Raw genomic sequence first — 24713 nt, forward strand, 5'->3', positions numbered from 1 at the left:
TTTTTAAAGGCAGCAAAAAAATACCCCCGAACGACAGACACAATGTTGTGGTTCGGGGGTATCACTAAACTTAAACTCCGTTAATTGATGCCCCTCCGTCTACTAAAGACGCGGTGCCCGTGACAAACGACGATTCATCAGACGCCAGCCATAATACCGCTCGCGCTATTTCTTCCGGTTTCCCTACCCGTTTGAGTGCATGTAACCCGGTAATAAATGCCTGCGATTCCGCCGTATCATTCATATCGCGATACATATCGGTATCCACCGCGCCCGGCAAAACAGAATTGACGCGAATATTCTGCGGGCCAAATTCCGATGCTAATGCCTGAGTCAAACCAATCAAACCGGCTTTGCTTGCCGCGTACGAGGCGACTTGTGGGAATGCAAAACTGTAGCCTACAAAAGTTGAGGTGAAGATGACTGAACCACCGCCGTGTTTGAGCATTTCGGCAATTTGATGTTTAGCTCCGAGGAAAGATCCGGTCAGATTGATGGCAACCGCATTGGCAAACCCTTCCGCTGAGACTTCAGTACTCGGGCCATTTTCACCTAACGTCCCCGCATTGTTGAAGGCGATATCCAGGCGGCCCCAGGTTTGCACCGCTTTTTCCACCAGCGCTTTAGCGTAGGCTTCTTCGCGCACATCGCCCGTTACGGCGACGGCCTCGCCTCCCGCAGCTTTGATTTCATCAACCAGTTGAGCAAGTTCGGCTTCACGCCTGGCACCGACGACCACTTTTGCGCCTTCAGCGGCGAACAGTTTGGCGGTGACATATCCGATGCCAGAACTGGCTCCGGTAACAATGGCAACTTTATCGGCTAATCGTTTCATGAAAGCACCCCAGTGGAGCGGTCAGAATTTGACCACTCATGGAGTATGGTTCCGGAAGGGGATTATTGCATTATTGGCTATAGGGATGCCCTCACCCCGGCCCTCTCCTTCAGGAGCTGTCTCTTATACACAACTCACTCTGGCAATTTTGTCAGGGTGAGATCTGTAAGCCTCGCTGATTTTCCGTTCACCCGTGCGTTCAGTTATCTCTTTAATCCCCGAAAACGGTGAACGGAACTGTCTCCCGACTCACGCAGATGTGACTAAGAGACAGCCCTCAGGACAGCGAGAACACCAGACAGTCCCTTCTCCCTCAGGGAGAAGGTTAGGATGAGGGTTGTTTTAAACAGTAATCGCTTCCATCGCCTGCAAAATACGCTTATCGGAAATCGGGTACGGCGTACCTAATTGCTGCGCAAAGAAGCTGACGCGCAGCTCTTCAATCATCCAGCGGATTTCCAGCACGTCATCGTCAACCCGACGAGTCGGTGGCAGTTTGTTTAGCCACTGCTGCCAGGTTTGCTGCACATGCTCAACTTTCAGCATTTGCACCCGGTCGCGATGTGGGTCAACCGCCATTTTCTCGAGGCGTTTCTCGATGGCATTCAGATAACGCAGCGTATCGCCTAAACGTTTGTAGCCGTTTCCGGTGACAAAACCGCGATACACCAGGCCGTTCATTTGCGCTTTCACATCTGACAAACCGAGCGCCATGGTCATGTCCACGCGCCCTTTCAGCCGTTTATTGATGTTGAAAACAGCCGTGAGAATTTGTTCGACCTGTTTGGCAATTTCCACCACGGTTTCGTTGAGTTCTGCACGCACTTTCTCATGCAGCGTGGCAAAACCCTCTTCGCTCCACACTGGCCCGCCAGCCTGCGCAATCAACTTATCCACGCCACAAGAGATGCAGTCGTCAATCAAATCCATCACTTTGCCGTACGGGTTAAAGTACAGGCCGAGCTTGGCTTTGTTCGGCAATTTTTCATGCAGGTATTTAATCGGCGATGGGATGTTCAGCAGCAGTAAACGGCGCAAACCCCGCCACATCGCCTGCCGCTGTTCGAGCGGGTTATCAAACAGTTTGATCGCCACACTGTCTTTTTCATCCACCAGCGCCGGGAACGCCTTCATGCGGTAGTTACCGCGTTTTTGCTCGTAGCTTTCCGGCAATGAACCGAAGCTCCAGATGTGCAACCCGCTCTGCTCGATGCCGTCATCGGCAACCGCAGAGAGCGTTTGCTGGACTTTATCCTTCAACCCGCCCTTCAACTCGGTGAGGTCTTTACCCTCTTTGAGTTTCTTGTTGTTTTCATCGACGATACGGAAAGTCATCTTCAGGTGATCGGGCACCTGATCCCAATGCCAGTCTTCGCGGTCGATGGTGATGCCCGACATGCGGCGGAATTCGCGCTCTAAGCTTTCAAGCAGCGGCAATTCCAGCGGCGTGGCACGGCCTAAAAATGCTTCGGCATAGTTAGGCGCAGGCACAAAGTTGCGACGTACTGGTTTTGGCAGCGACTTAATCAGCGCAATCACCAGTTCACGGCGCACACCAGGAATTTGCCATTCAAACCCGGCCTCTTCCACCTGGTTTAACAACGGCAGCGGGATATGCACCGTTACACCATCGGCGTCAGCACCTGGTTCAAACTGGTAAGTCAGGCGTAGCTTGAGATTGCCCTGATGCCAGAAGTTCGGATAGTCGAGCTTGCTGACTTGTTCCGCGCCCTCTTTGATCAACATGCTCTTTTCGAAATTGAGTAGATCCGGCGTCTCTTTGCTGGCCTGTTTCCACCAGTTATCAAAGTGACGCGCAGAGATCACATCATGGGCAATCCGTTGGTCGTAAAACTCGAACAGTGTGTCGTCGTCTACCAGAATGTCGCGGCGGCGGGATTTATGTTCCAGCTCTTCAATTTCATTGCGCAATTTGAGGTTGTCGCGGAAGAAGGCATGGCGAGTTTGCCAGTCGCCCTCCACCAGCGCATGGCGAATAAACAACTCGCGGCATAACGCTGGGTCAATCTGGCTGTAATTGACGCCGCGCGCAGCAACAATCGGCAAGCCGTACAGCGTGACTTTTTCTGTCGCCATTACCGCGCCCTGGGATTTCTCCCAGTGTGGTTCGCTGTAAGAGCGTTTGAGCAGATGCTGCGCCAGCGGCTCCACCCATTCCGGGTCGATACGGGCGGCAATGCGCCCCCACAGGCGGCTGGTTTCCACCAGTTCGGCGACCATCGTCCATTTTGGTGGTTTCTTAAATAAACCGGAGCCTGGGAAGATAGAGAAACGGGCGTTGCGCGCGCCGGTGTATTCCTGTTTATCAGCATCTTTCTGGCCGATATGGGAAAGCAAGCCGGTCAGTAAGGCGCAGTGAACCGAACGGAAATCAGCCGGTTCGCTGTTAATCGGCAAACCGAGTTCTTTCACAACCTGACGTAATTGGGTGTAGATGTCTTGCCATTCACGCACACGCAAATAGTTGAGGTAGTCAAGTTTGCACTGGCGGCGGAACTGGTTCGACGATAGCTCTTTTTGCTGCTCGCCAAGGTAGTTCCACAAATTGACATACGCGAGGAAGTCAGACTCTTTGTCATGGAAGCGACGATGTTTTTCATCGGACGCTTGCTGTTTGTCCATCGGGCGTTCACGCGGGTCCTGAATGGACAGCCCGGCGGTGATAATCATCACTTCACGAACGCAGCCAAATTTCTGCGCTTCAAGCACCATACGCGCCAGGCGTGGGTCAACAGGGAGCTGAGCAAGCTGGCGGCCCGAAGGCGTTAATTTATAGACGCTATGTTCTTCGTCGCTGGTAATCGCGCCCAGCTCTTCAAGCAGGCGCACGCCATCCTGAATATTGCGTTTATCCGGTGCTTCAACGAACGGGAATGCGGCAATATCGCCCAGCCCGAGTGCCGTCATCTGCAAGATAACGGATGCCAGGTTGGTGCGCAGAATTTCGGGGTCGGTAAATTCCGGACGCGACAGGAAGTCATCCTCAGAATAGAGGCGAATACAAATCCCATCGGATACACGCCCGCAACGCCCTTTACGCTGGTTGGCCGACGCCTGCGAAACCGGCTCAATCGGCAAACGCTGCACTTTGGTGCGGTAGCTGTAGCGGCTGATTCGCGCGGTACCGGGGTCGATAACGTATTTGATTCCCGGCACGGTCAGCGAGGTTTCAGCCACGTTGGTCGCCAGCACAATGCGCCGCCCGACGTGCGACTGGAACACACGGTTTTGTTCGCTGTTCGACAGGCGTGCATACAGCGGCAGCACTTCGGTATGCGGTAAGTTCAGCTTGTTTAATGCATCAGCGGTGTCACGAATTTCGCGCTCACCACTCATGAAGATCAGTATATCGCCGGCACTTTCATGACCGAGTTCGTCCACCGCGTCAAAAATGGCTTGTAGCTGGTCACGATCGGTATCGTCAGCTTCTTCAACAATCGGGCGATAGCGCACTTCAACCGGATAGGTGCGGCCAGACACTTCGATGATTGGCGCATTATTGAAATGGCGCGAGAAGCGTTCAGGATCGATGGTCGCCGAGGTAATAATGATTTTCAGATCGGGGCGACGCGGCAGTAGTTCACGCAAATAACCCAGCAGGAAATCAATGTTCAGACTGCGTTCGTGCGCTTCATCAATGATGATGGTGTCGTACTGCATCAGCAGTCGGTCTTGCTGAATTTCCGCCAGCAAGATGCCGTCGGTCATCAGTTTGACCATGGTGTTTTCACTGACGTGATCGGTGAAACGCACCTTATAGCCTACACAACCACCGGGCTCGGTTTGCAGTTCTTCGGCAATACGGTTGGCAACGGTTCGTGCCGCCAGACGGCGCGGCTGCGTGTGACCAATCAGCCCTGTTAACCCGCGCCCCAGTTCCATGCAGATTTTTGGCAACTGCGTGGTTTTACCTGAGCCAGTTTCACCCGCCACGATAACCACCTGATGGTCACGAATGGCATCGTAAATGTCCTGTTTCTTTTGGCTGACAGGCAGGTTTTCTGGGTAGGTGATTTTCGGTCGCGAGGCTGCGCGCAGCAGAACCTTACCGGCTGCCGCTTCGATTTCCTGGGCCAGAGCCTCTAACACCGCCTGCTGCGATTCAGGATTTTTCACCTTCTTCGCGCCATGTATACGGCGGGAGAAGCGTTGTCTGTCGCGTAGCATTAAGCCGTCGAGGCGAGAGAATAATGAGGACAGTGAGGGTTTTATGTTTTCCATTGCGTAGTCATCTGGGCAGCGCACTGCCTGGTAAGTCTTTATCGTTAATTGGCGCTAGATTAGCACATCACGCCTTTTGACGCCTTGTTCAATAAAATCGAACATAGAGTTCGATATATTGCGCTATCACTGCAATCGGATTGTGAATAAAGTAACCCTCAGCGAACGGGCAATCTGTCCGAATGAACACAATAAAGGAATCACCCATGAGCAAAGTATTAGTCCTGAAGTCCAGTATCCTGGCAGGTTACTCTCAGTCAAATCAACTGTCCGACTATTTTGTTGAACAATGGCGTGAAGAGCATAGCGCAGATGAGATCACCGTGCGTGATTTGGCTGCAAACCCAATCCCTGTACTGGATGGCGAGCTGGTTGGCGCACTGCGTCCAAGCGACGCCCCACTGTCTCCACGTCAGCAAGAAGCGCTGGCGCTGTCTGACGAACTGATTGCTGAGCTGAAAGCTCACGATGTGATTGTTATCAACGCGCCAATGTACAACTTCAACATTCCAACACAGTTGAAGAACTATTTCGACCTGGTGGCGCGTGCTGGCGTGACTTTCCGTTACACCGAAAAAGGCCCAGAAGGCTTGGTTACCGGTAAGCGTGCTGTGATCCTGACCAGCCGTGGCGGTATTCATAAAGATACCCCAACCGATCTGCTGGTACCGTATCTGAACATCTTCCTCGGCTTCATCGGGATTACCGATGTGAACTATGTGTTCGCTGAAGGGATTGCTTACGGTCCGGAAGTGGCGAGCAAAGCGCAATCTGACGCAAAAGCGGCAATTGATAGCATCGTAACTGCATAGTTTTTGATGCAAATGGTGGGTGGCGCTAACGCTTACCCACCCTACGTGAAAAAACGGCAAACATTATGTTTGCCGTTTTTATTAATACAAATTCAACAGATTCAATTTCTGCTGCAACAGTTCCCGTTCTCCACCCTGTATTGTTCGTAACGGGAAAGGCAGACATGGCGTTTGAACTCTGCCCAGTAGTTCGGCAACCGTAGCAATAACCCGCAGGCTTCCATAACGTCGATAAAATACCCATAACGCTTCAAGTGCACCATCAAGCTGATTCACTTTTTCCTCATCCCCGGCTTGAGCGGCTCGGGTAAGTATGCGCGAATACTGTGGAAATAAACCCGCCAGAACGGAATACCAGACGTCACATCCCGCAAGCAAACCACGAGCAGACTGAGCATCCCCGCTAATCCCAATCGTCACGTGGGCAGGAATTTTGCTGCGCAGTGCCGCGATTCGCACGCGGGCTTCTTCACGTTCAGCCGGCAAACTGCCGAGTTTCACCGAGTTTACCCCTGGCAGGCCCGCAATAGCTGAAAGTAGTTCATCACTAAACGAAAAACCGGTCGTCGCCGGATTGTCATACACACACAGTGGAACCGACAATTCGCGGACTACGCGGCTATACAGTTCGTAAACTTCATCACCACCAAGTGGCTGATAAGATAACGGAGCCAGAAGAACACCACTCACGCCCGCTTGTTGTGCGTCAACGGCAAGATTCAGTACTTCTTCTACACGTACAGCACCAATACTGGTCATTACCGGAATACCATTTGCCGCAGTAACGGCAAGTTGCGTGCCCCGTAAACGCTGCGCGCGAGTCAAATAGGCATAACTTCCGGTAGAACCCAGTGCGCCAATCGAATCCACCCTGGCTTCAGCCAGGTTCGTTATCAATGAAACGAAAGTTCTTTCGTCTATTTCGCCAGCTATCAGCGGCGTAAGCGGGAAAGCACAAAGCCCCTTAAACATCTTTATTCCTTTTACACAGTTGCGCCGATTATCGTGCGAACTTACGCGAGCCGATGACGCAACAAATTACTCCGAAAGTCACCGCCACCATTTGCAAACTCACTGTTTCATGGAGCAGTGTCGCCGAAAGCGCCAGGCCAAAGAAGGGTTGTAGCAATTGTAGCTGTCCGACTGCCGCAATACCGCCGATGGCGAGTCCTTTGTACCAAAAGATAAAACCAATCAACATGCTAAAAAGTGACACGTAACCGAGCCCCATCCAGGCCTGAACACCAATATCGCTGAACGTGTCTGGCATCGTCATGAACGAAGCTACTAACATGAAGGGAAGCGAGATAACTAAGGCCCAGCTAATCACTTGCCAACCGCCTAGCGCCCTTGAAAGCGTCGCCCCTTCTGCATAACCCAGACCGCAGACCAGCACTGACGCCAGCATTAATAAATTACCCGCTATCGACACGGACAAATTCTGATAAAGGGCAAAGCCTACCACCATCAGGCTTCCCAATATGGAAAACACCCAAAATGCCAGTGATGGCCGTTCATGACCACGAATAACCCCAAAGATGGCCGTAGACAGCGGCAAAAGCCCGAGAAATACGATGGAGTGAGCGGATGTCACATACTGAAGCGCCATGGCTGTCAGCAGTGGAAAGCCGATAACCACGCCAAATGCGACAACCATTAACGAGAAAATCTGCGATGAATGAGGACGCTTTTCCCGGCAGATCAAAATCAAGATTAGCGCCAGCATGCCAGCGATAGAAGCTCTGAGAAAGGTCAGGAAAAAAGGATTGATATCCATCACGGCCAGGCGCGTGGCCGGGAGAGAACCGCTAAAAATAATCACGCCAATCAGACCGTGTAGCCACCCTGAAAATGATTCTGACCCCGATTTACTTACTGCTGAATGACCCACGATTATCCTCATTTTGTCAGAAGAATAGAGAAACAATGCTTCTTGTTTCATAGACAGAGTGAATGATAATCGCCACAATCCATGACAATCAAAATATTGTCATGAATACATTCAATGAAAGCTCGGTATAAAACATTGGTTGATGAATACGCAGCCGCGATTCGTTCCGGCGCATTACCGGCAGGAACGCGGCTGCCTACACATCGGGCGTTATCAGCTGAAAAGCACATATCACTCGCTACGGCGACACGGGTTTATGCAGAACTGGAATCCATCGGGCTGGTGAGCGGCGAGACAGGGCGTGGGACTTTTGTCAGGGAGATCTCTCTGCCAACGGGACATGGCATTGATCAGCAAGCCATCGCCACGGATATGCTAGATCTCAATTTTAACTATCCCGCTCTGCCCGAACAGACTGAACTGCTGCGCGATGCGCTGCGCAAGCTCACGAGTTCTGGTGATCTCGAAGCTATGCTACGTTACCAGACACATGCGGGCCGACTCAGCGATCGCGAAGCAATAGCAACACATCTTGCAGAGAGTGGAATGACTCCTGACGCCGCTGATGTTCTGATTGTTAATGGGGCCCAGCATGGCCTGGCGGTCAGCGTCATGGGGTGTTTCAAACCCGGAGATGTTGTTGCTGTCGATGCGCTGACATATCCAGGTTTTAAAACGCTGGCGGCAACCTTTCACCTTGAGCTGGAAGCGATTCCCGTATCTGCAAATGGGCCTGACCTGAATGTGCTAAAGAAATTGTGTCAACGCAGACGTGTGCGCGCGATTTATACCATGCCCACGCTGCATAATCCGTTGGGGTGGGTTCTCAATGATGTTCAGCGCCAGCAGTTAGCAACCATTGCCAGAGAGTATGATCTTCTGATGCTAGAAGATGCCGCCTACGCTTATCTGGTCAGCCATCCACCGCGACCATTGGCCTGTTTCGCGCCAGAGCGGACAATTTATATCACCGGTTTTTCCAAAAATGTGGCAACGGGTCTGCGTGTAGGAGTTGTTGTTTGCCCTTCCCGCTATCGTGCCAGCCTGGAGCGCGCAATACGTGCAACCACCTGGAACACGCCATCGCTGATGACAAGTATTGTTTGCGGCTGGATTAAGGAAGGAACGGTCAGCAGGCTGGAATCGCTGAAGCGAGCGGATGCCCAAAAGCGCCAGAGCCTGGCTCGTGAATTGCTTGCCCCACTCCCGTATATCAGCCATCCGGTATCTTACTTTATTTGGCTCCCGCTGCCAGAAGAAGTACGCGCAGAAAGCGTGGTACGCAGGTTGATGGACAAAAATATTTCAATTTCCACTGCAGAACCTTTTAGCACTTCACAAAACGTCCCCCATGCCATTCGGTTAGCATTGGGTTCAGTCAGCGAAGTTAATCTTCGTCAGGCACTCATTACGGTGCGTGAAACAATTGAATATGAGCAATATCGCTGAACGATATGACGAAACTTACAAGAACATAAATATTAATAAGAAAGAGGAGATGAGAAATGTTAATCCAAACCATTGCGTATAAAGAAACGCAAATGCGAAAAGACAGTTCATTATCCACCAAAAGAAAATACGGCTTCGCAGACCATTCCAGTCATATTGTGGATAGCATAAGCGTAAAATATATATCGTAATTGTCGTCAGAATAATCATAACGTTTTCATCCATGAAACGTAGACAAGCGTAGGCTCAAAGAGTGGAGCAATGCTTAACATGCCTTCAATTAATTTTAAGTAATACTAACTGCCTGGATTTTCTTTTGCAATTAGTGTTATTTAATAAAATAATTGAATTTAATCAAGATGTTAGTATTAATGAAAAAAGAAATGATAATTTAAATGAATATAAAAAGAGTTATATATACAGAAAGGTTGGTATTAGGTGGGGTAAATATTAAATGGGCGGTATTAAGCCGCCCATTCAAAATGACTTATTTTTCCAGCAACGGATGTGCTGTCTTTTCGACTAACGCCAGCAGGAGTTTAATATCCTCCAGCGTAACAGTTGGGTTCAGCAACGTCATTTTCAGACAGGTAACACCGTTATGCTCAGTCACACCCACGTTGGCGCGACCAGATTCTAACAACGCATCACCAATCTGCTGGTTCAGCAGCGCGATAGCTGCATCGCTGCTGTTGGCCAGTTGTTCAGGACGGAAACGGAACAAGACGCTCGCCAGTTGTGGTTTCATCACCAACTCCAGCGAAGGTTGTTCAGTCACGTACTGCGCAACTTGCTGAGCAAGCGTAACGCCATGATCAATGATCGCAGCATATTGCTTCTGACCCAACGCTTCCAGGCCCATCCAAAGTTTCAGTGCATCGAAACGACGTGTGGTCTGCAAAGATTTAGACACCAGATTTGGTACGCCAGCCGCTTCATCAAACTCAGAGTTCAAATAAGCCGCCTGGTAGCGCATCAGTTCATAGTGACGGGCTTCTTTGAGCAAGAACGCACCGCAACTGATGGTCTGGAAGAATTGTTTATGGAAGTCCAGGGTAATGGAGTCCACTAATTCAATACCGTCCAGATAGTCACGATACTGCTCGGACATCAGCAATGCCCCGCCCCACGCTGCATCAACGTGCACCCAAATCTGGTGCTGTGCAGCCAGTGCGGCAATCTCACGTAGCGGGTCGATTGCGCCTGCATCGGTGGTGCCTGCAGTAGCAACAATCGCCAGAATCTGCTCACCGTTAGCCTGAGCTTGCGCCACTTTTTCACGCAGATCGTTGAGATCCATACGCGCGAATTCGTCAGTTTTAACCAGCGTCACCGACTGGTAACCGAGGCCCATCAAAGCCATGTTCTTTTGCACTGAGAAATGGGCATTTTCAGAACACATGACTTTAATCTTTCTCAGATCACCGACCAGGCCATCCTGCTGAATAGAGTGACCCTGGCGAGCAAAGAACGCATCACGCGCCAGCATCAGGCCCATCAGGTTACTTTGGGTGCCGCCGCTGGTGAACACACCCGCGTCGCCTGCCTGATAACCGACTTGAGCACGCAGCCACTCAATCAGCTTCATCTCGATGATGGTCGCTGACGGGCTTTGGTCCCAGGAATCCATACTCTGGTTGGTGGCGTTGATCAGCACTTCAGCCGCCTGGCTGATAACCAGACTTGGGCAGTGCAGATGCGCAACACACTGTGGGTGATGCACCGACAGGCTGTCTTTTAAAAAGAACTCGATCGCACGTTCAATCGCAGCCTGGTTGCCCAGGCCCTGCGGATTAAAATCCAGTTGAATGCGCTCACGCAGTTCAGTAACGCTTTTGCCCTGATACATCTCAGGTTGCTGCAGCCACTGCACAACAGCCGCGCTGCTCTGTGCAATCGCCTGCTGGTAGGCTTCAGTGCTTTGCGCTGAGCCTGCCAGAATCGGGTTTAAATCAGACATCGTGGTCATTCGCTCCACTCAGACAGGTTTGATGCCGGACGCTAACAGCGCCTGCTCAAACTTATCGAGGAAAATAGCCAGCTCATCGTTAGTAATAAGCAGGGATGGCAGCAGACGCAGCACGCAACCGTTACGGCCACCGCGCTCCAGAATCAACCCAGCTTTGAAGCAGTTTTTCTGCAGCAATGCGGACAATTCTGGGTCAGACGGGTAGCAACCCATATGGTCTTTAGCTTCGTTTGGTTTAACGATCTCAATACCGATCATCAGACCCAGACCACGCACCTGGCCAATGACCGGGTAACGTTTTTGCATGCTTGCCAGATGGCCTTTCAGCCACTCGCCCTGTGCGGCCACTTTGTCAGCAATCTTGTTTTCAGTCAGATGCTTAAGCGTTGTCAGGCCGGTAGCCATCGCCAGTTGGTTACCACGGAAAGTACCGGTGTGGTGGCCAGGTGACCATGCGTCAAACTCTTTCTTAATGCCCAGCACTGCCAATGGCAAACCACCACCGACTGCTTTAGACATCACGATGATGTCTGGCTCAATGCCAGCATGTTCGTAGGCAAACAGTTTGCCGGTACGGCAGAAACCAGCCTGCACTTCATCGATGATCAGCAGAATGCCGTGTTCTTTGGTGACTTTGCGAATGCGCTGCAACCACTCAGCAGGAGCCGGGTTCACGCCGCCTTCCCCCTGAACCGCTTCCAGAATGACTGCCGCAGGTTTGCGCACGCCACTCTCAACGTCGTTGATCAGGTTTTCGAAGTAATAGGTTAATGCTTTAACGCCAGCTTCACCGCCAATACCCAGTGGGCAGCGGTACTGATGCGGATAAGGCATAAACTGAACTTCAGGCATCATGCCGTCGACGGCTTCTTTCGGGGACAGGTTACCTGTCACGGAAAGTGCGCCGTGGGTCATGCCGTGATAGCCACCGGAGAAGCTGATGATGCCTGCACGACCGGTCACTTTCTTAGCCAGTTTCAGCGCTGCTTCAACCGCGTCCGCACCGGATGGGCCGGTGAATTGCAGGCAATACTCTTTACCCTGTCCAGGCAATAAAGAGAGAAGATATTCAGAGAACTGATCTTTCAACGGCGTTGTCAGATCCAGTGTATGTAACGGCAAGCCGCTAGTAATGACATTTTGGATGCTTTGCAGCACGTCAGGGTGGTTATGTCCAAGAGCAAGCGTACCTGCCCCTGCAAGGCAATCAAGATATTGATTATTCTCAACATCAGTGATCCAAACACCGTTGGCCTTCGCAATTGCAAAAGGCAATTTACGTGGATAACTCCTAACATTCGATTCAAATTCAGCCTGTCTGGCTAAATAGGTTTCATTGTTTCCGTTTAATGAATTCGTACCTAAACTGTCAATACGGACTTTATCCGTCATCATATCTCTCCTACAACTGCTAAATCATTAATTTCGCAGCTGATTAAATGAATTAGAAAAACTAAGGACCCTATAAAAATCGCGGCCAATATAGGTTCTTTTTGCTCTGTGCTCAATAATTTATTTTTCCAATTTCCGAATGTTTCTGGTTTGTCATTGTGATGAAAAACGATGCAACGAACGTCGACCGGATTCTAATGCTGAAAAAAAACAATATTCAGGTGTTAAATTGGATTAAAAATAGATTTTCAGCAGTTTATATCACTTCGTACACAAATTTTGACGGGTATTAATGGGGTTTTTCAGGCGGTTTGACAGGCAAAGTTACACTTTTCATGGTCTAAGTTTGTTCTGACGTGATATCAGCTTTAAAAGAAGATTAGAGAAAGGAGTAAACAGAATAAAAAGAAAGTACATCAATGAGTTTAATCGGTTGTTAACGCATTTATATTTAATCACTTCTACCTCACCCCAACGGAGCGAGGCTCCGCCGGGTATTGCTAATGCACATGTAGCTTAAAGTTTGAAGAGTATTAGTGACGGATGGAACCCGGTTGTCTGAGATTGCCCGTATGCCCAAAGGCGGGCATTGGCGAAGATACCGGATTGGAAGTCTGCGAGTCACTGCTACCTGGCCCTGCCACCGTATCGCTGGTGCCAATACCGGTGACAGTATCACTCCCCAGTAAATCGATGGTGCCCTGAACTGTCGACGTTTGCTGGCTGGATGTGTTGGATGAACTACCTGAACCAGAATTGATGCCAGAGGTTGACGTTAATTGAGCAAACACCGCCGTGCTAACCAGAGACAACGCGACTGCCAAAATAATCTTTTTCATCAATTGTTCCCCATTCGATACCGGCAGTATGGAATAGTTGAGTGGATGAATCGTCCCTGGCTATTTCACGCATACAGAATTGCTGCCAATTGAGTGTAGTGGAGCGCTACTTTTTCATCCACTGCCCGTTAATACCGCGCACATACTCACCCGGCTGTGCCCGCGCCACCAGCTTTTGCCCGGCCAGTTCCGCAACCTGATTGGCCGAAATATTATTGCTATCCGCCAGTTTCTGATAATTTTCTGAACGCGCTTCGTTAATGGTTTTCACTAACTCCAGCGTCTCTTTGTCCTGTTTGATTGGTGCAATAAAGCCGCTGAGTGTCTCCCCTACGCGCCCCTGCTGGCGAGCTTCGGACAAGGTTAACGCCAACACCTGGCTGCTAAACATCATGCTCGCCAACAAAACGCCTTTAACGATATTTTTCATGACGCTCACTCCGTGCCGAACAAATCGCTGCGGTTTTTAAGCAACGTTTCCACGTCTTTATCCACTTTAATATGAATTTCATGCTCAATTTTAACGTTCATATTAATGGTGATAGGTTCTTTGGGCGCCGCCACTTCTATGCGCGGAGTGCAACCCGTTAATGTGGCAATCCCTGTCGCCAGGAGTGAAGCGATGACGATTTTCATTGTGTTTCCTCACAAGCTTTATCGCGTGTCTGACAACGCACATCCGGTAGCGCGGTATGTTGCTCAAGCCAGGTTTGCAAATTATCCCCAAAACGCAGGCTGCGCCAAAGCGTAAAGAGGTTTTCCTGATGGCTGTAATTCAGCCGTACTGCGTTCCTTTTCCCTTCAACCTGGCTAATGCCTTGCACATTCGCCTGCAAAGTTAATACCCCAAGGTTATCTAAATTAATATGGGTCCAGGAATGAGAAATTTCCATATATCGCAACCAGTTAACAGCAACACCTGCGGCAATATTATTCTCAACAATGGCATCCGCCATGTCTTTATCCAGTCGTAATGTCAGCGGCCCTGGGTTCATCAGCCAGCCATCTTTAATTATCCATTGCGGATGATTAAGCCACAGCGGCAGAGCGCCGTTTACCCGGCCAGACATGGTGAATTGTTTGGGATTGACCGCAGTAATCAATTCACTTGAAGAGATATTTTCTAAGCGTAGCAAGGCGGCGTCCCGTTGTGGTAAACGCAACTGCTGCACACGCATTTTTCCACCCAAAATATCAACATTTACGTTACTGAGTATCAGCGGTTGTGCGTCACTCCACGGATACCAGCCTTCAAGATCCGCAGTAATGTTGGTGGTAGTGAACTGGTTTTTGATTTCGGCAATGCGCAGAGTGACCGGCCCGTCCGTTCCCAACTGCCAGGTACTGTCACCAAAACGGAATGGCAGCACAAAATCAATGCCATTAATCTGGTTATCCGGCATCCAGACGCTGCCATTTTTAACTACGCCATGCCCACCTGCTTCAAATCCCTGACCCGGTGCCGCGGAAAAAGCGATCTGTGAATACAACGTGCCGTCCTTTAAGACCATTTTCCAGTCATCTGGGATCAGCGGCTGGAATACGGTCAGGACTTGTTGCGGCCACCAGGCATTTCCGCGCAGGCGTTCCCCATCCCAACGACCATTGACCCGTACCGGACCTATATCTCCGGCATGCAGGTCTCCTTTATATTGGAACGATGATGGGTCAACGCCGCTGACGCTGAAGGTTAATGCCGACGGCGGCAACGTGCTTCCACCGCTGAAGGTAGTTTTCCCGGCATTTAACGTGAACGCACCATCAAATGAGGGTGCGGTTTCATCTCGTTGCCAGTGCAACGGTTTGTCGAGTTTCAGGCGCGGCTCGCTAACAAGCATTGAGCCATACTCAAGTTTGTCAAAACCGGTCGATAGCGACGTTAACTCAATCACACTATCGCGCCATTCCCCATAGCCACGCACATCCCAGCGCGCCTGCATCGGTGTGAATTCGCCATTACCCCAATATTTCCAGCGCCACAAACCTGCATCCGGTAAAAAGTTGTCGGCTTTGCCATCAAGATGTAGCACGAAGTTACCCGTCTCATTCTCATGCGCACGTACGATCGCCTGCAAACGCCCGTCAACACCTTGTTGCGAGACGCTAACGCCCGCCAAAGGCCAGCGAATTTCATCGACATCAATAGAGTCGATAACTCGCCCGCGTGAACGCAACAGCGCGCCAGGCCGGAACAGGAGTTTAGGGTCAGCAATCGCCCCGCTAATTTCCCCCGGTAACACCGCATAAAACACCATTCCATTCTGTTTGGCTTCACCGGTTAACTGCACCGGCAATGCACTGTCTTCCAGACTCAGTTTACCTGGGCCAATATTGAGCACCGCGTTGGCTTTACCCGCCAGCCCCTGGGTAACGACATTCATCCGGCCACTGACGACGGCGTTTTCGAACCCTTGTTTCCAGTTATCCACCCGTAGCGCAATGCCTCCGCGCAGTGGAACACCGGTATATGGCCAGAACCACTGTCCGCCGTTTACTTCAAAAATTTTATCGCTAACAGTCCAGGGCAGTGTAACCAAAGGTTCAGCCGCACCTGGTTTTGTCACGGTTAAAGCCCCTTCTTCGGCCTTCCAGCCCAGCGCGACATCAACCAGCTCAGGTTCTTGCGGAATACGCAGTTTTGTCTCGAGATGACCTTCTTCCGGCAAGCTGTCGGTAAGCGGTGGTAACGTTATTTGGCCAGCCAATTCAAGCGGCTCCATCCCCGCTATCGCCTGAACCTTTAACTTTTGTAACTCTAATAGCGGGCCGTTCAGTTGCGCATCTACACTTAAGGAAGCGCCAGCATAATGAATAGATTGCTGCTGCGGTGAGAGAGTCAGGCGTAAGGCGCCAGAGAACTGTTGAAACGGGGTAATGTTGACCTTATCTATAGTGATAAGGCTTTCGGGAAGCAATGATTGCCATTCGGCAAGCGAACGCGGTGCTGCCGGTCCCGACTGGTCGAGTGGTATTTTACTCAGGCAATCGACATTAAGATTGAGCGTATCAAGGTGGATGCGCCAGCGCTGCGGATGGCTCAAGGAGGCGTCTTTAATTGTCGCCAGTACGCAGTCCCCGGCAAGGTAACGCAAATCAGGAACAATAATTGCGCCACGTTTAAATTTTGGGCTGGCCTCCAGGGCGATGCGAGTCCCTTGCGGCAGCCAGATTCCGGCAAGCGTGGGCAGCCAATTAGCGATAGTCATCGTGAGCGTTAGCAACAGTAAGATGATAACCAGCAGCAACGCAATAATGGCTTTATATTTACCCTTCATGGGCGATTAAGATCCTGATTAAGCGACAATTTTGTACCCGGCGATTCGGTAAATACGATGATTCTTACATGATTCAGCCCGGGCGTGAAGGTCAAGCCTGGTTTAAGCGTAGCTAACCCTGAGTTAGCAGCAGAATTTCGTGCCTAAAAATATAGTTTAAAATTTGTATGATTATTTTAAGCGTGGTAATTTTACAGCAATATCATTCTGGAGATAAGTCTCATGAAACTGGCAGTTTATAGCACAAAACAGTACGATAAAAAGTATCTGGAGCAGGTTAACACTGAATATGGCTTTGATCTTGAATTTTATGACTTCTTACTAACCGAAAAGACAGCCAAAACTGCTCTTGGTTGTGACGGTGTCTGTATCTTCGTGAACGACGATGCCAGCCGCCCGGTGCTGGAAGAGCTCAAAAAGCAGGGTGTGAAATTTATCGCGCTGCGTTGTGCCGGTTTTAACAACGTCGATCTCGACGCGGCTAAAGAACTCGGTTTGCCTGTGGTACGCGTGCCAGCCTACTCTCCAGAAGCGGTCGCTGAACATGCGGTCGGTATGATGATGTGCCTGAACCGCCGTATCCACCGCGCTTATCAACGTACCCGTGATGCGAACTTTTCTCTCGAAGGACTGACCGGCTTCACTATGTTCGGCAAAACGGCGGGTGTGATTGGTACCGGTAAGATTGGCCTTGCCGCGCTGAAAATATTGAAAGGCTTTGGTATGCGCCTGCTGGCGTTTGATCCGTATCCAAGTGCGGCAGCTCTTGAGTTGGGCGTGGAATATGTCGATTTGCCAACCCTGTTTGCGCAGTCTGACGTTATCTCTCTGCACTGCCCAATGACACCAGAAAACTACCATTTACTAAACCGTGCATCGTTTGAACAGATGAAAAATGGCGTAATGGTGATCAACACCAGTCGTGGTGGTTTGATTGATTCGCAGGCGGCTATCGATGCCCTAAAAAATCAGAAAATTGGTGCGTTAGGGATGGATGTGTATGAGAACGAGCGCGATTTGTTCTTTGAAGACAAATCTAACGATGTGATTCAGGACGATTTGTTCCGTCGCCTGTCAGCCTGCCATAACGTGCTGTTTACCGGCCACCAGGCATTCCTGACGGCAGAAGCATTAACCAGTATTTCCGAAACAACGCTGGAAAACCTGCGTCAGTTAGAAAACGGCGAGCCTTGTGTTAATCAGGTGAACTAATACGCCCTCGCCCTAACCCTCTCCCCCGGGAGAGGGAATAAAACCGTTTACCCCTTCTCCCTCAGGGAGGAGGCCGGAATGAGGGTGGCTTTAAGAATATCCTTATAATAATCAGATATAATTTTGATATAGTCCCCCTCATTACTCATTGATGAACAGAATAACTTAAGGACAAGAAATGAAAAAATTAGCTTCAATTGCTCTGGCTGCAATGGTACTGGCCGGTTGCGCCCAATCGAACGACAAATCCTCTGTCACCGCGCAAGATCTGCAACATCACCGTTATGTGCTGCAAACCGTAGACGGCAAACCGCTGACCGGCGTGCAACGCATGCCAGAACTGAGTTTCGGTGAAAAGATGCATATCTCGGGTGCGATGTGTAACCGCTTTATGGGCCAGGCCACACTTGAAGACAATACGCTGAAAGCGAAAGGTCTGGGAATGACCATGATGATGTGTGCTGAGCCACAGCTAAACGAGCTTGATCACATGATTAACGACATGCTGACCAGCGGCGCAAAAGTCGCTTTAGCGCCACAACAGCTCACGCTCAAAACCAGCCAGCATACTTTAGTTTATAAACTGGCCGATCTGGTCAACTGATTCGACTAATAAGCCCCACACGTTCCGGCGGCAAGCGCGTTTTCACTACAGCGTTTGCCGTTCGGCATTGCGCACATCCCGATTGCCGTTCCATCTAGCTGACGAGCAACGCTCAGCGAACCACCAATCATTGCACAACTTGCTTGCCCCTGGCTGGACATCGCTGCGCGCATACCCGGCGGTACGTGAGCCGCGGTGGCTTGTTGAGGTGGTTCACTACTGCATGCCGACAACAATGAGGTTGATAATAACAGCGCGGCACAACCGGCTAAAAACGCAGCTCGCATGACTCTTCTCTCCTGAATGTTGCAAAACCTAAGAAGCATAAGGCTGCCGCTGTGTTCCGTCGAGGCCACAAAGCCATAAAAAGTGTGTGATTTTGCAAAGTGGATCACTTAATTGCGCAAAACATCGGCATCTTTCCTTTTCACGACCTCAATCAAAGCTCAACACAGGACACAAAAGCGAAAATCACCTTCTGTGGGGTTTGCTAGAATTAAATGATTATTCTTCGACTCGCGCAGGCATGCGGGTCTATTCATGTTTATTTTGTTGCGCAATGTAAGGGTGTCCCATGATCACAATTGACGGCAATGGTGCAGTCGCTTCTGTGGCGTTTCGCGCCAGTGAAGTAATTGCCATCTACCCGATAACTCCCAGCTCAACTATGGCGGAACTTGCTGATGCCTGGTCTGGAGATGGCAGGAAAAACATCTGGGGAGATATCCCTCGCGTGGTAGAAATGCAGTCCGAAGCGGGAGCGATTGCCGCGGTTCACGGCGCGCTGCAAACAGGTGCCCTTTCCACCTCATTTACTTCATCGCAGGGTTTACTGCTGATGATCCCGACACTCTACAAACTGGCCGGACAATTAACGCCGTTTGTACTGCATGTGGCGGCCCGCACCATTGCAACCCATGCGCTGTCTATCTTTGGCGATCACTCGGATGTGATGGCGATTCGCCAGACCGGTTGCGCGATGTTATGTGCCAGCAGCGTGCAAGAAGCGCAAGACTTAGCATTGATTTCGCATATCGCCACACTGAAAAGCCGGGTGCCTTTTATTCATTTCTTCGATGGTTTCCGCACCTCGCATGAAATCAACAAAATCGTCCCGCTGGCTGACAGCACCATCCTGGAACTGCTGCCGCAAAAAGAGATTGATGAACACCGCGCCCGTGCGCTCAATCCTGAACATCCGGTTATCCGTGGGACCTCCGCCAACCCGGACACTTATTTCCAGTCCCGCGAAGCCAGTAATTTGTGGTACGACGCAGTTTACCAACACGTCGAACAAGCGATGGACAGCTTTGCCGCCGCCACGGGTCGCCAGTATCGCCCGTTTGAATATTACGGCCACCCGCAAGCCGAACGCGTCATTATCCTGATGGGTTCAGCTATTGGCACCTGCGAGGAAGTGGTTGATGAACTGCTGACGCGCGGCGAAAAAGTGGGTGTGCTGAAAGTTCGCCTGTTCCGCCCTTTCTCCGCCGACCATTTGCTGGAAGTATTGCCAGAAAGCGCACGCCAGATTGCAGTGCTCGACCGCACCAAAGAACCCGGCGCACTGGCCGAACCGCTGTATCTTGACGTGATGACTTCCCTTGCCGAAGCCTTTAACCGTGGCGAGCGTGAAACGCTACCTCGCGTGATTGGCGGGCGTTACGGCCTTTCGTCCAAAGAGTTTGGCCCGGATTGCGTGCTAGCGGTATTTAACGAACTGACCCAAGCCAAACCGCGCCCACGCTTTACGGTCGGTATTTACGACGATGTCACCAATTTGTCGTTACCGTTGCCGGAAAACACCCTGCCGAACCGTGCCAAACTTGAAGCGCTGTTTTACGGGCTGGGCAGCGACGGCAGCGTGTCAGCTACCAAAAACAATATCAAAATCATCGGTAACTCGACGCCGTTCTTCACCCAGGGTTATTTCGTCTATGACTCGAAAAAAGCAGGCGGCCTGACCGTTTCTCACCTGCGCGTCAGCGAGCAGCCGATTAACTCGACCTACCTGATTGATAAAGCAGATTTTGTTGGCTGCCACCAGTTGCAGTTTATCGACAAATATCAGATGACCGAGCGCCTGAAACCGGGTGGTATTTTCCTGCTCAACACGCCGTATGGCGCGGACGAAGTGTGGCATCGCCTGCCGCAAGAAGTGCAGGCTGTCCTGAACCAGAAAAAAGCGCGCTTCTTTGTGGTCAATGCGGCAAAAATCGCCCGTGAATGCCAGCTTGGCGCGCGTATCAACACCGTCATGCAGATGGCATTCTTCCATCTGACCAATATCCTGCCTGGTGACAGCGCACTGGCAGAACTGCAAGGTGCCATTGCCAAAAGCTACAGCAGCAAAGGCCAGGAACTGGTGGAACGTAACTGGCAGGCATTAGCCCTGGCGCGTGAATCGCTGGCTGAAGTGACATTGCAGGAAGTGAACGAAAGCAGCCCAATGCGCCCACCAGTGGTTTCCGATGCGGCACCTGATTTCGTCAAAACCGTCACCGCCGCGATGCTTGCAGGACTCGGCGACGCGCTACCTGTTTCCGCGCTGCCGCCAGACGGCACCTGGCCGATGGGCACCACGCAGTGGGAAAAACGCAACATCGCCGAAGAAATCCCCATCTGGAAGCCAGATATTTGTACCCAGTGTAACCACTGCGTTGCCGCCTGCCCGCATTCAGCCATTCGTGCCAAAGTGGTGCAACCTGAAGCGATGGAAAACGCCCCTGCCGGATTGCAATCGCTGGATGTGAAATCCCGCGATATGCGTGGGCAGAAATACGTATTGCAGGTAGCACCTGAAGATTGCACCGGCTGTAACTTGTGCGTCGAAGTTTGCCCGGCGAAAGACCGCCAGAACCCGGAAATCAAGGCCATCAATATGATGTCGCGCCTTGAACATGTTGAAGAAGAAAAAGAGAATTACGACTTCTTCCTCAGTCTGCCGGAAATGGAGCGCACCAGCCTCGAGCGCATTGATATCCGTACTTCGCAGCTGCTTCAACCGCTGTTTGAATATTCAGGCGCGTGTTCCGGCTGTGGCGAAACACCGTACATTAAATTGCTGACTCAGCTGTATGGCGACCGCATGTTGATTGCCAACGCCACCGGTTGCTCGTCAATTTATGGCGGTAACTTGCCTTCAACGCCGTACACCACCGACGGCAACGGACGCGGCCCGGCGTGGGCAAACTCACTGTTTGAAGATAACGCCGAATTTGGCCTCGGTTTCCGCTTAACCGTTGACCAGCACCGCGCCCGCGTGATGCGTCTGGTCGATAAATTTGCCGACCAACTGCCCGCTGAACTTAATGAGCAGCTTCACACCGAAGCCACGCCAGAAGTGCGCCGCGAGCAGGTTATTGAACTGCGCAAACATCTGGCGAATATCGACGACCCGGACGCGCGCCAGTTAATCACCGACGCTGACGCCATGGTTGAAAAATCTATCTGGCTGATTGGTGGTGACGGCTGGGCGTATGACATCGGTTTTGGCGGCCTGGATCATGTGTTAAGCCTGACCGAAAACGTCAATATTCTGGTGCTGGATACCCAGTGCTACTCCAACACTGGCGGCCAGGCATCGAAAGCGACACCGCTGGGTGCAGTCACTAAGTTTGGCGAACACGGCAAGCGTAAAGCGCGTAAAGATCTCGGCGTTAGCATGATGATGTACGGGCATGTTTATGTGGCGCAGATTTCACTCGGCGCACAACTTAACCAAACCGTGAAAGCGATTCAGGAAGCCGAATCTTATCCCGGCCCGTCGCTGATAATCGCCTACAGCCCTTGCGAAGAACACGGCTACGATTTGGCACTCAGCCATGATCAAATGCGCCAGCTCACCGCAACGGGTTTCTGGCCACTTTATCGCTATGATCCGCGTCGTGCCGACGAAGGTAAATTGCCGCTGGCGCTGGATTCGCGTCCGCCATCTGATGCGCTGGCCGATACGCTAATGAAAGAACAGCGCTTCCGCCGCCTGAACGCGCAGCAGCCAGAAGTTGCCGAACAGCTTTGGAAAGATGCCGCTGCAGATTTGCAAAAACGCTACGATTTCCTGGCGCAAATGGCAGGCAAAGCGGAGAAAGCGGACAGCGAGTGAGTCCGTGAAAATGTCGGATGTCGCTGCGCTAATCCGACCTACGATTTTGGCTTTGTAGGGTGGATAAGCGATTAGCGTCATCCACCATTTTCATCACAGCCTAGTTAAAACTAATACGTAAAATATCATCCGGGCTGGTCGGCTCTTTTTCGCGGCTGCCCGGCTGCTTCACGCTAACAAACAACTGCTGCCCATCTGGTGACAACGCCAGGCTATTTGGCAATGCAGGCGTGTCAATAGTCTCCAGCACTTTGTAGCTTTTCGCATCAATCACGCTGACTTTACCGGCTTTGCGATGCGTCACGTAGACTTCGTTGCGCGTCGGGTTGAACAACACATCCAGACCCAGCGGCACATCCACTTTGTTCAGCACTTTGCTGGTTTTGGTATCCACAACCAGTAGCTGCGGTGTCTTGGAATCGCTGATAAACGCACGGTTGTTTGCCTTATCCAGCGCAATATTCAGATAAAAATGCTCACCTTCGGTATCCAGCCTGGTGCGCGAAATAACCTTGTTGGTTTTGCTGTCGATGACGATAAATTCATTGTCGGCATTGGTCATATAAATGCGTGCCGCTTGCTCATCAATTGCCAGGCCGGTCGCCATTTTGCCGAGATCTTTAATCGTATCGCGCATTTCAAGCGTTGCGCCATCAATCACCCACAGTACGCTGGACTCCCCCAACCCGCCCATATACAGCGTGTTGGTAGCCTCGTTGACCACTAACTGCCGTGGAGCCAGCGGGCGCACCGTTTCGCTACGTTTGGTTTCATCAACCACCAATGAATTAATCACATCCCCTGTTTTGCTGTTGATGGCGGTCACCGCGCTGCTGGTGGTGTTACCCAGGAATAAGGTGCCGGTGGTTTTGTTAAACGCCACACCAAACGGCTTCAGGTTGTTATGAATCGCCTGCGTCACTTCGAGGGTTGCCGGGTCAAGACGATAAACCACCCCGCCTTTATCCAGTTTGCGGCTTTGCGAAGTGGCAACGTACAAGGCCGATTGATCCGCACTATAGGCCATTTCATACGCGCCTTTACCGACCGGTTTTCTTTCAACGGTAAACGAGGTATCAGCAAATAATGAACTGGAAAACAGCAGGCTGGAAAGCATTAATGCAGGCAGTACGCGTAAACGAGTTTGTGGTAAAGCAGACATGAATATCCTTATCAATAGTAAGTAAAAAGCTATAACTAACAGGATATTAGCTATAGCTCAAAGCACTGTTGATAATTATTATCATTTCCGCCAACAAAAGTAAATGATTCTCATTTAAATGGAATGACACAAGGGTTAATCAACTTAATTAACCACCATCACAAGGCAACCTTTGCCAGGAACGACAAACCAAAGAATCGGCAAAATCATTAAATACTGCTGCCCCACGGGTTCAGTTCTGCCCGCCAGTCAGTGCCGTCCTAAGCATTTATCAGTACGACTTACCTGCGATCATGACCATATTTCGATCCATTTCTTTTAATTATTGAAAGCTATGATCCATAAGTATTTACAATAATAAACCAGATCAAAAAAAATATCATAAACGAGGTGAGGACTCCGTAAGCAACACTACAAATAAAACCTTCCTTTTTTATTGTGTATAAAATGCAATAGACCCCCCCCTCCACCACCAATAATACTCAATGCAAAAAATAATTTAACATAGAAAAAATAACACCCCTTACCATATAAGCTAATGAATTCCGTATAGATAATAACAGAAACCATGCTAACACCAGCGGCGATTAACAAACTCAAAAATATATTTTTCATAATCAATATGAATACCCATATATACCTGGTTTCGGTGGAAACGGTGACGCTCCCCAACGGCCATTAGTAAAAATAGACATTGCTTCCAATAATAATTTATTTGTTTCTTGCTTACAATTCCTTGCAATGAATAAATTTATATGTTCATTTCCTTTCTTATTTAATTCATTATATGCCTGTTCCACACAATAATTTTCGGCCAGTGTTGGCTTGGACAAATCATTATCCAATGCTTCTCTGGCTGTTTTTATATCGATGGTTGATCTAAATTCCACCCTTTTAAATTTTCATCATTCCCCCAACTATACGTA

The 24713-nt window shown here is 50.4% G+C and carries 18 protein-coding genes; 5 read left to right on the forward strand and 13 right to left on the reverse strand.

Annotation, left to right across the window (positions count from 1 at the left end; genetic code table 11):
- Positions 1-70: 70 nt before the first annotated feature.
- The gene (locus tag MNO13_RS13085) at positions 71-835 is read right to left on the reverse strand and encodes an SDR family oxidoreductase (RefSeq protein WP_121813413.1); all 765 of its coding nucleotides are present in this window, start codon (positions 833-835) and stop codon (positions 71-73) included.
- Between the two features lie 342 nt (positions 836-1177).
- Positions 1178-5077, reverse strand: coding sequence for an ATP-dependent RNA helicase HrpA (gene hrpA / locus MNO13_RS13090; protein ID WP_241938845.1), 3900 nt, complete (start codon positions 5075-5077; stop codon positions 1178-1180).
- Between the two features lie 206 nt (positions 5078-5283).
- On the opposite strand from hrpA, the gene azoR reads away from it, so the two are divergent.
- A complete protein-coding gene (gene azoR / locus MNO13_RS13095) occupies positions 5284-5889 on the forward strand; it encodes an FMN-dependent NADH-azoreductase (protein WP_064546909.1) in 606 nt (201 codons plus the stop codon).
- A gap of 81 nt (positions 5890-5970) precedes the next feature.
- On the opposite strand, the gene MNO13_RS13100 is transcribed toward azoR, so the two are convergent.
- Both MNO13_RS13100 and MNO13_RS13105 read right to left on the reverse strand, forming a co-directional pair.
- The gene (locus MNO13_RS13100) at positions 5971-6861 is read right to left on the reverse strand and encodes a dihydrodipicolinate synthase family protein (RefSeq protein ID WP_241938846.1); all 891 of its coding nucleotides are present in this window, start codon (positions 6859-6861) and stop codon (positions 5971-5973) included.
- 28 nt (positions 6862-6889) lie between these two features.
- Positions 6890-7780, reverse strand: a complete 891-nt coding sequence (locus tag MNO13_RS13105; protein WP_241938847.1) for a DMT family transporter — start codon at positions 7778-7780, stop codon at positions 6890-6892.
- Between the two features lie 114 nt (positions 7781-7894).
- On the opposite strand from MNO13_RS13105, the gene MNO13_RS13110 reads away from it, so the two are divergent.
- Entirely contained in the window at positions 7895-9229 is a 1335-nt protein-coding gene (locus MNO13_RS13110) for an aminotransferase-like domain-containing protein (protein ID WP_241938848.1), read from the forward strand.
- Positions 9230-9716: 487 nt separating this feature from the next.
- Here MNO13_RS13110 and MNO13_RS13115 read toward each other — a convergent pair whose 3' ends face one another.
- From MNO13_RS13115 to MNO13_RS13140, 6 genes are all read right to left on the reverse strand, one after another.
- Positions 9717-11189 (reverse strand): pyridoxal phosphate-dependent decarboxylase family protein, encoded by a 1473-nt coding sequence (locus tag MNO13_RS13115; protein WP_064546954.1) that lies wholly within the window; start codon positions 11187-11189, stop codon positions 9717-9719.
- A gap of 18 nt (positions 11190-11207) precedes the next feature.
- On the reverse strand, positions 11208-12593 hold the full coding sequence (locus MNO13_RS13120; RefSeq protein ID WP_121813408.1) for a diaminobutyrate--2-oxoglutarate transaminase: 1386 nt from the start codon (positions 12591-12593) through the stop codon (positions 11208-11210).
- Between the two features lie 530 nt (positions 12594-13123).
- Positions 13124-13429, reverse strand: coding sequence for a hypothetical protein (locus tag MNO13_RS13125; RefSeq protein ID WP_241938849.1), 306 nt, complete (start codon positions 13427-13429; stop codon positions 13124-13126).
- 106 nt (positions 13430-13535) lie between these two features.
- Positions 13536-13859, reverse strand: coding sequence for a YdbL family probable chaperone protein (locus MNO13_RS13130; RefSeq protein WP_064546919.1), 324 nt, complete (start codon positions 13857-13859; stop codon positions 13536-13538).
- Between the two features lie 5 nt (positions 13860-13864).
- Entirely contained in the window at positions 13865-14065 is a 201-nt protein-coding gene (locus tag MNO13_RS13135) for a YnbE family lipoprotein (RefSeq protein WP_064546921.1), read from the reverse strand.
- Complete coding sequence (locus MNO13_RS13140) at positions 14062-16704, reverse strand: YdbH family protein (protein ID WP_241938850.1); 2643 nt, start codon at positions 16702-16704, stop codon at positions 14062-14064. The genes MNO13_RS13135 and MNO13_RS13140 overlap by 4 nt, the downstream gene beginning before the upstream one ends.
- Before the next feature lie 222 nt (positions 16705-16926).
- Between MNO13_RS13140 and MNO13_RS13145 the strand changes: the two genes are divergently transcribed.
- Both MNO13_RS13145 and hslJ read left to right on the forward strand, forming a co-directional pair.
- Positions 16927-17916, forward strand: coding sequence for a 2-hydroxyacid dehydrogenase (locus tag MNO13_RS13145; protein WP_232885921.1), 990 nt, complete (start codon positions 16927-16929; stop codon positions 17914-17916).
- Between the two features lie 178 nt (positions 17917-18094).
- Entirely contained in the window at positions 18095-18520 is a 426-nt protein-coding gene (gene hslJ / locus MNO13_RS13150) for a heat shock protein HslJ (RefSeq protein ID WP_133521414.1), read from the forward strand.
- A gap of 5 nt (positions 18521-18525) precedes the next feature.
- On the opposite strand, the gene MNO13_RS13155 is transcribed toward hslJ, so the two are convergent.
- Positions 18526-18807 carry a putative hemolysin gene (locus tag MNO13_RS13155; RefSeq protein ID WP_064546958.1) on the reverse strand — a complete coding sequence of 94 codons (282 nt, stop codon included), beginning with the start codon at positions 18805-18807 and terminating at the stop codon, positions 18526-18528.
- A 287-nt stretch (positions 18808-19094) separates the two neighbouring features.
- On the opposite strand from MNO13_RS13155, the gene nifJ reads away from it, so the two are divergent.
- A complete protein-coding gene (nifJ, locus tag MNO13_RS13160) occupies positions 19095-22625 on the forward strand; it encodes a pyruvate:ferredoxin (flavodoxin) oxidoreductase (RefSeq protein ID WP_241938851.1) in 3531 nt (1176 codons plus the stop codon).
- A 100-nt stretch (positions 22626-22725) separates the two neighbouring features.
- Here the strand turns inward: nifJ and yncE are convergent, their stop codons facing one another.
- Positions 22726-23787 (reverse strand): 7-bladed beta-propeller protein YncE, encoded by a 1062-nt coding sequence (yncE, locus tag MNO13_RS13165; RefSeq protein ID WP_232885924.1) that lies wholly within the window; start codon positions 23785-23787, stop codon positions 22726-22728.
- 617 nt (positions 23788-24404) lie between these two features.
- Positions 24405-24677, reverse strand: a complete 273-nt coding sequence (locus tag MNO13_RS13170) for a hypothetical protein (protein ID WP_133521411.1) — start codon at positions 24675-24677, stop codon at positions 24405-24407.
- Between the last annotated feature and the right edge of the window lie 36 nt (positions 24678-24713).

It is taken from the genome of Buttiauxella ferragutiae (genome assembly GCF_022637515.1).
In the GTDB taxonomy this organism is placed as follows: domain Bacteria; phylum Pseudomonadota; class Gammaproteobacteria; order Enterobacterales; family Enterobacteriaceae; genus Buttiauxella; species Buttiauxella ferragutiae.

Bases quoted from the DNA above. Each gene is read 5' to 3' on its own strand.
- MNO13_RS13125 (WP_241938849.1), bottom strand. From the start codon at position 13,429: ATGAAAAAGATTATTTTGGCAGTCGCGTTGTCTCTGGTTAGCACGGCG.
- MNO13_RS13145 (WP_232885921.1), top strand. From the start codon at position 16,927: ATGAAACTGGCAGTTTATAGCACAAAACAGTACGATAAAAAGTATCTG.
- azoR (WP_064546909.1), top strand. From the start codon at position 5,284: ATGAGCAAAGTATTAGTCCTGAAGTCCAGTATCCTGGCAGGTTACTCT.
- MNO13_RS13130 (WP_064546919.1), bottom strand. From the start codon at position 13,859: ATGAAAAATATCGTTAAAGGCGTTTTGTTGGCGAGCATGATGTTTAGC.
- MNO13_RS13120 (WP_121813408.1), bottom strand. From the start codon at position 12,593: ATGATGACGGATAAAGTCCGTATTGACAGTTTAGGTACGAATTCATTA.
- MNO13_RS13115 (WP_064546954.1), bottom strand. From the start codon at position 11,189: ATGTCTGATTTAAACCCGATTCTGGCAGGCTCAGCGCAAAGCACTGAA.
- hrpA (WP_241938845.1), bottom strand. From the start codon at position 5,077: ATGGAAAACATAAAACCCTCACTGTCCTCATTATTCTCTCGCCTCGAC.
- MNO13_RS13135 (WP_064546921.1), bottom strand. From the start codon at position 14,065: ATGAAAATCGTCATCGCTTCACTCCTGGCGACAGGGATTGCCACATTA.
- MNO13_RS13110 (WP_241938848.1), top strand. From the start codon at position 7,895: ATGAAAGCTCGGTATAAAACATTGGTTGATGAATACGCAGCCGCGATT.
- MNO13_RS13085 (WP_121813413.1), bottom strand. From the start codon at position 835: ATGAAACGATTAGCCGATAAAGTTGCCATTGTTACCGGAGCCAGTTCT.
- yncE (WP_232885924.1), bottom strand. From the start codon at position 23,787: ATGTCTGCTTTACCACAAACTCGTTTACGCGTACTGCCTGCATTAATG.
- MNO13_RS13100 (WP_241938846.1), bottom strand. From the start codon at position 6,861: ATGTTTAAGGGGCTTTGTGCTTTCCCGCTTACGCCGCTGATAGCTGGC.
- MNO13_RS13155 (WP_064546958.1), bottom strand. From the start codon at position 18,807: ATGCGAGCTGCGTTTTTAGCCGGTTGTGCCGCGCTGTTATTATCAACC.
- MNO13_RS13140 (WP_241938850.1), bottom strand. From the start codon at position 16,704: ATGAAGGGTAAATATAAAGCCATTATTGCGTTGCTGCTGGTTATCATC.
- nifJ (WP_241938851.1), top strand. From the start codon at position 19,095: ATGATCACAATTGACGGCAATGGTGCAGTCGCTTCTGTGGCGTTTCGC.
- hslJ (WP_133521414.1), top strand. From the start codon at position 18,095: ATGAAAAAATTAGCTTCAATTGCTCTGGCTGCAATGGTACTGGCCGGT.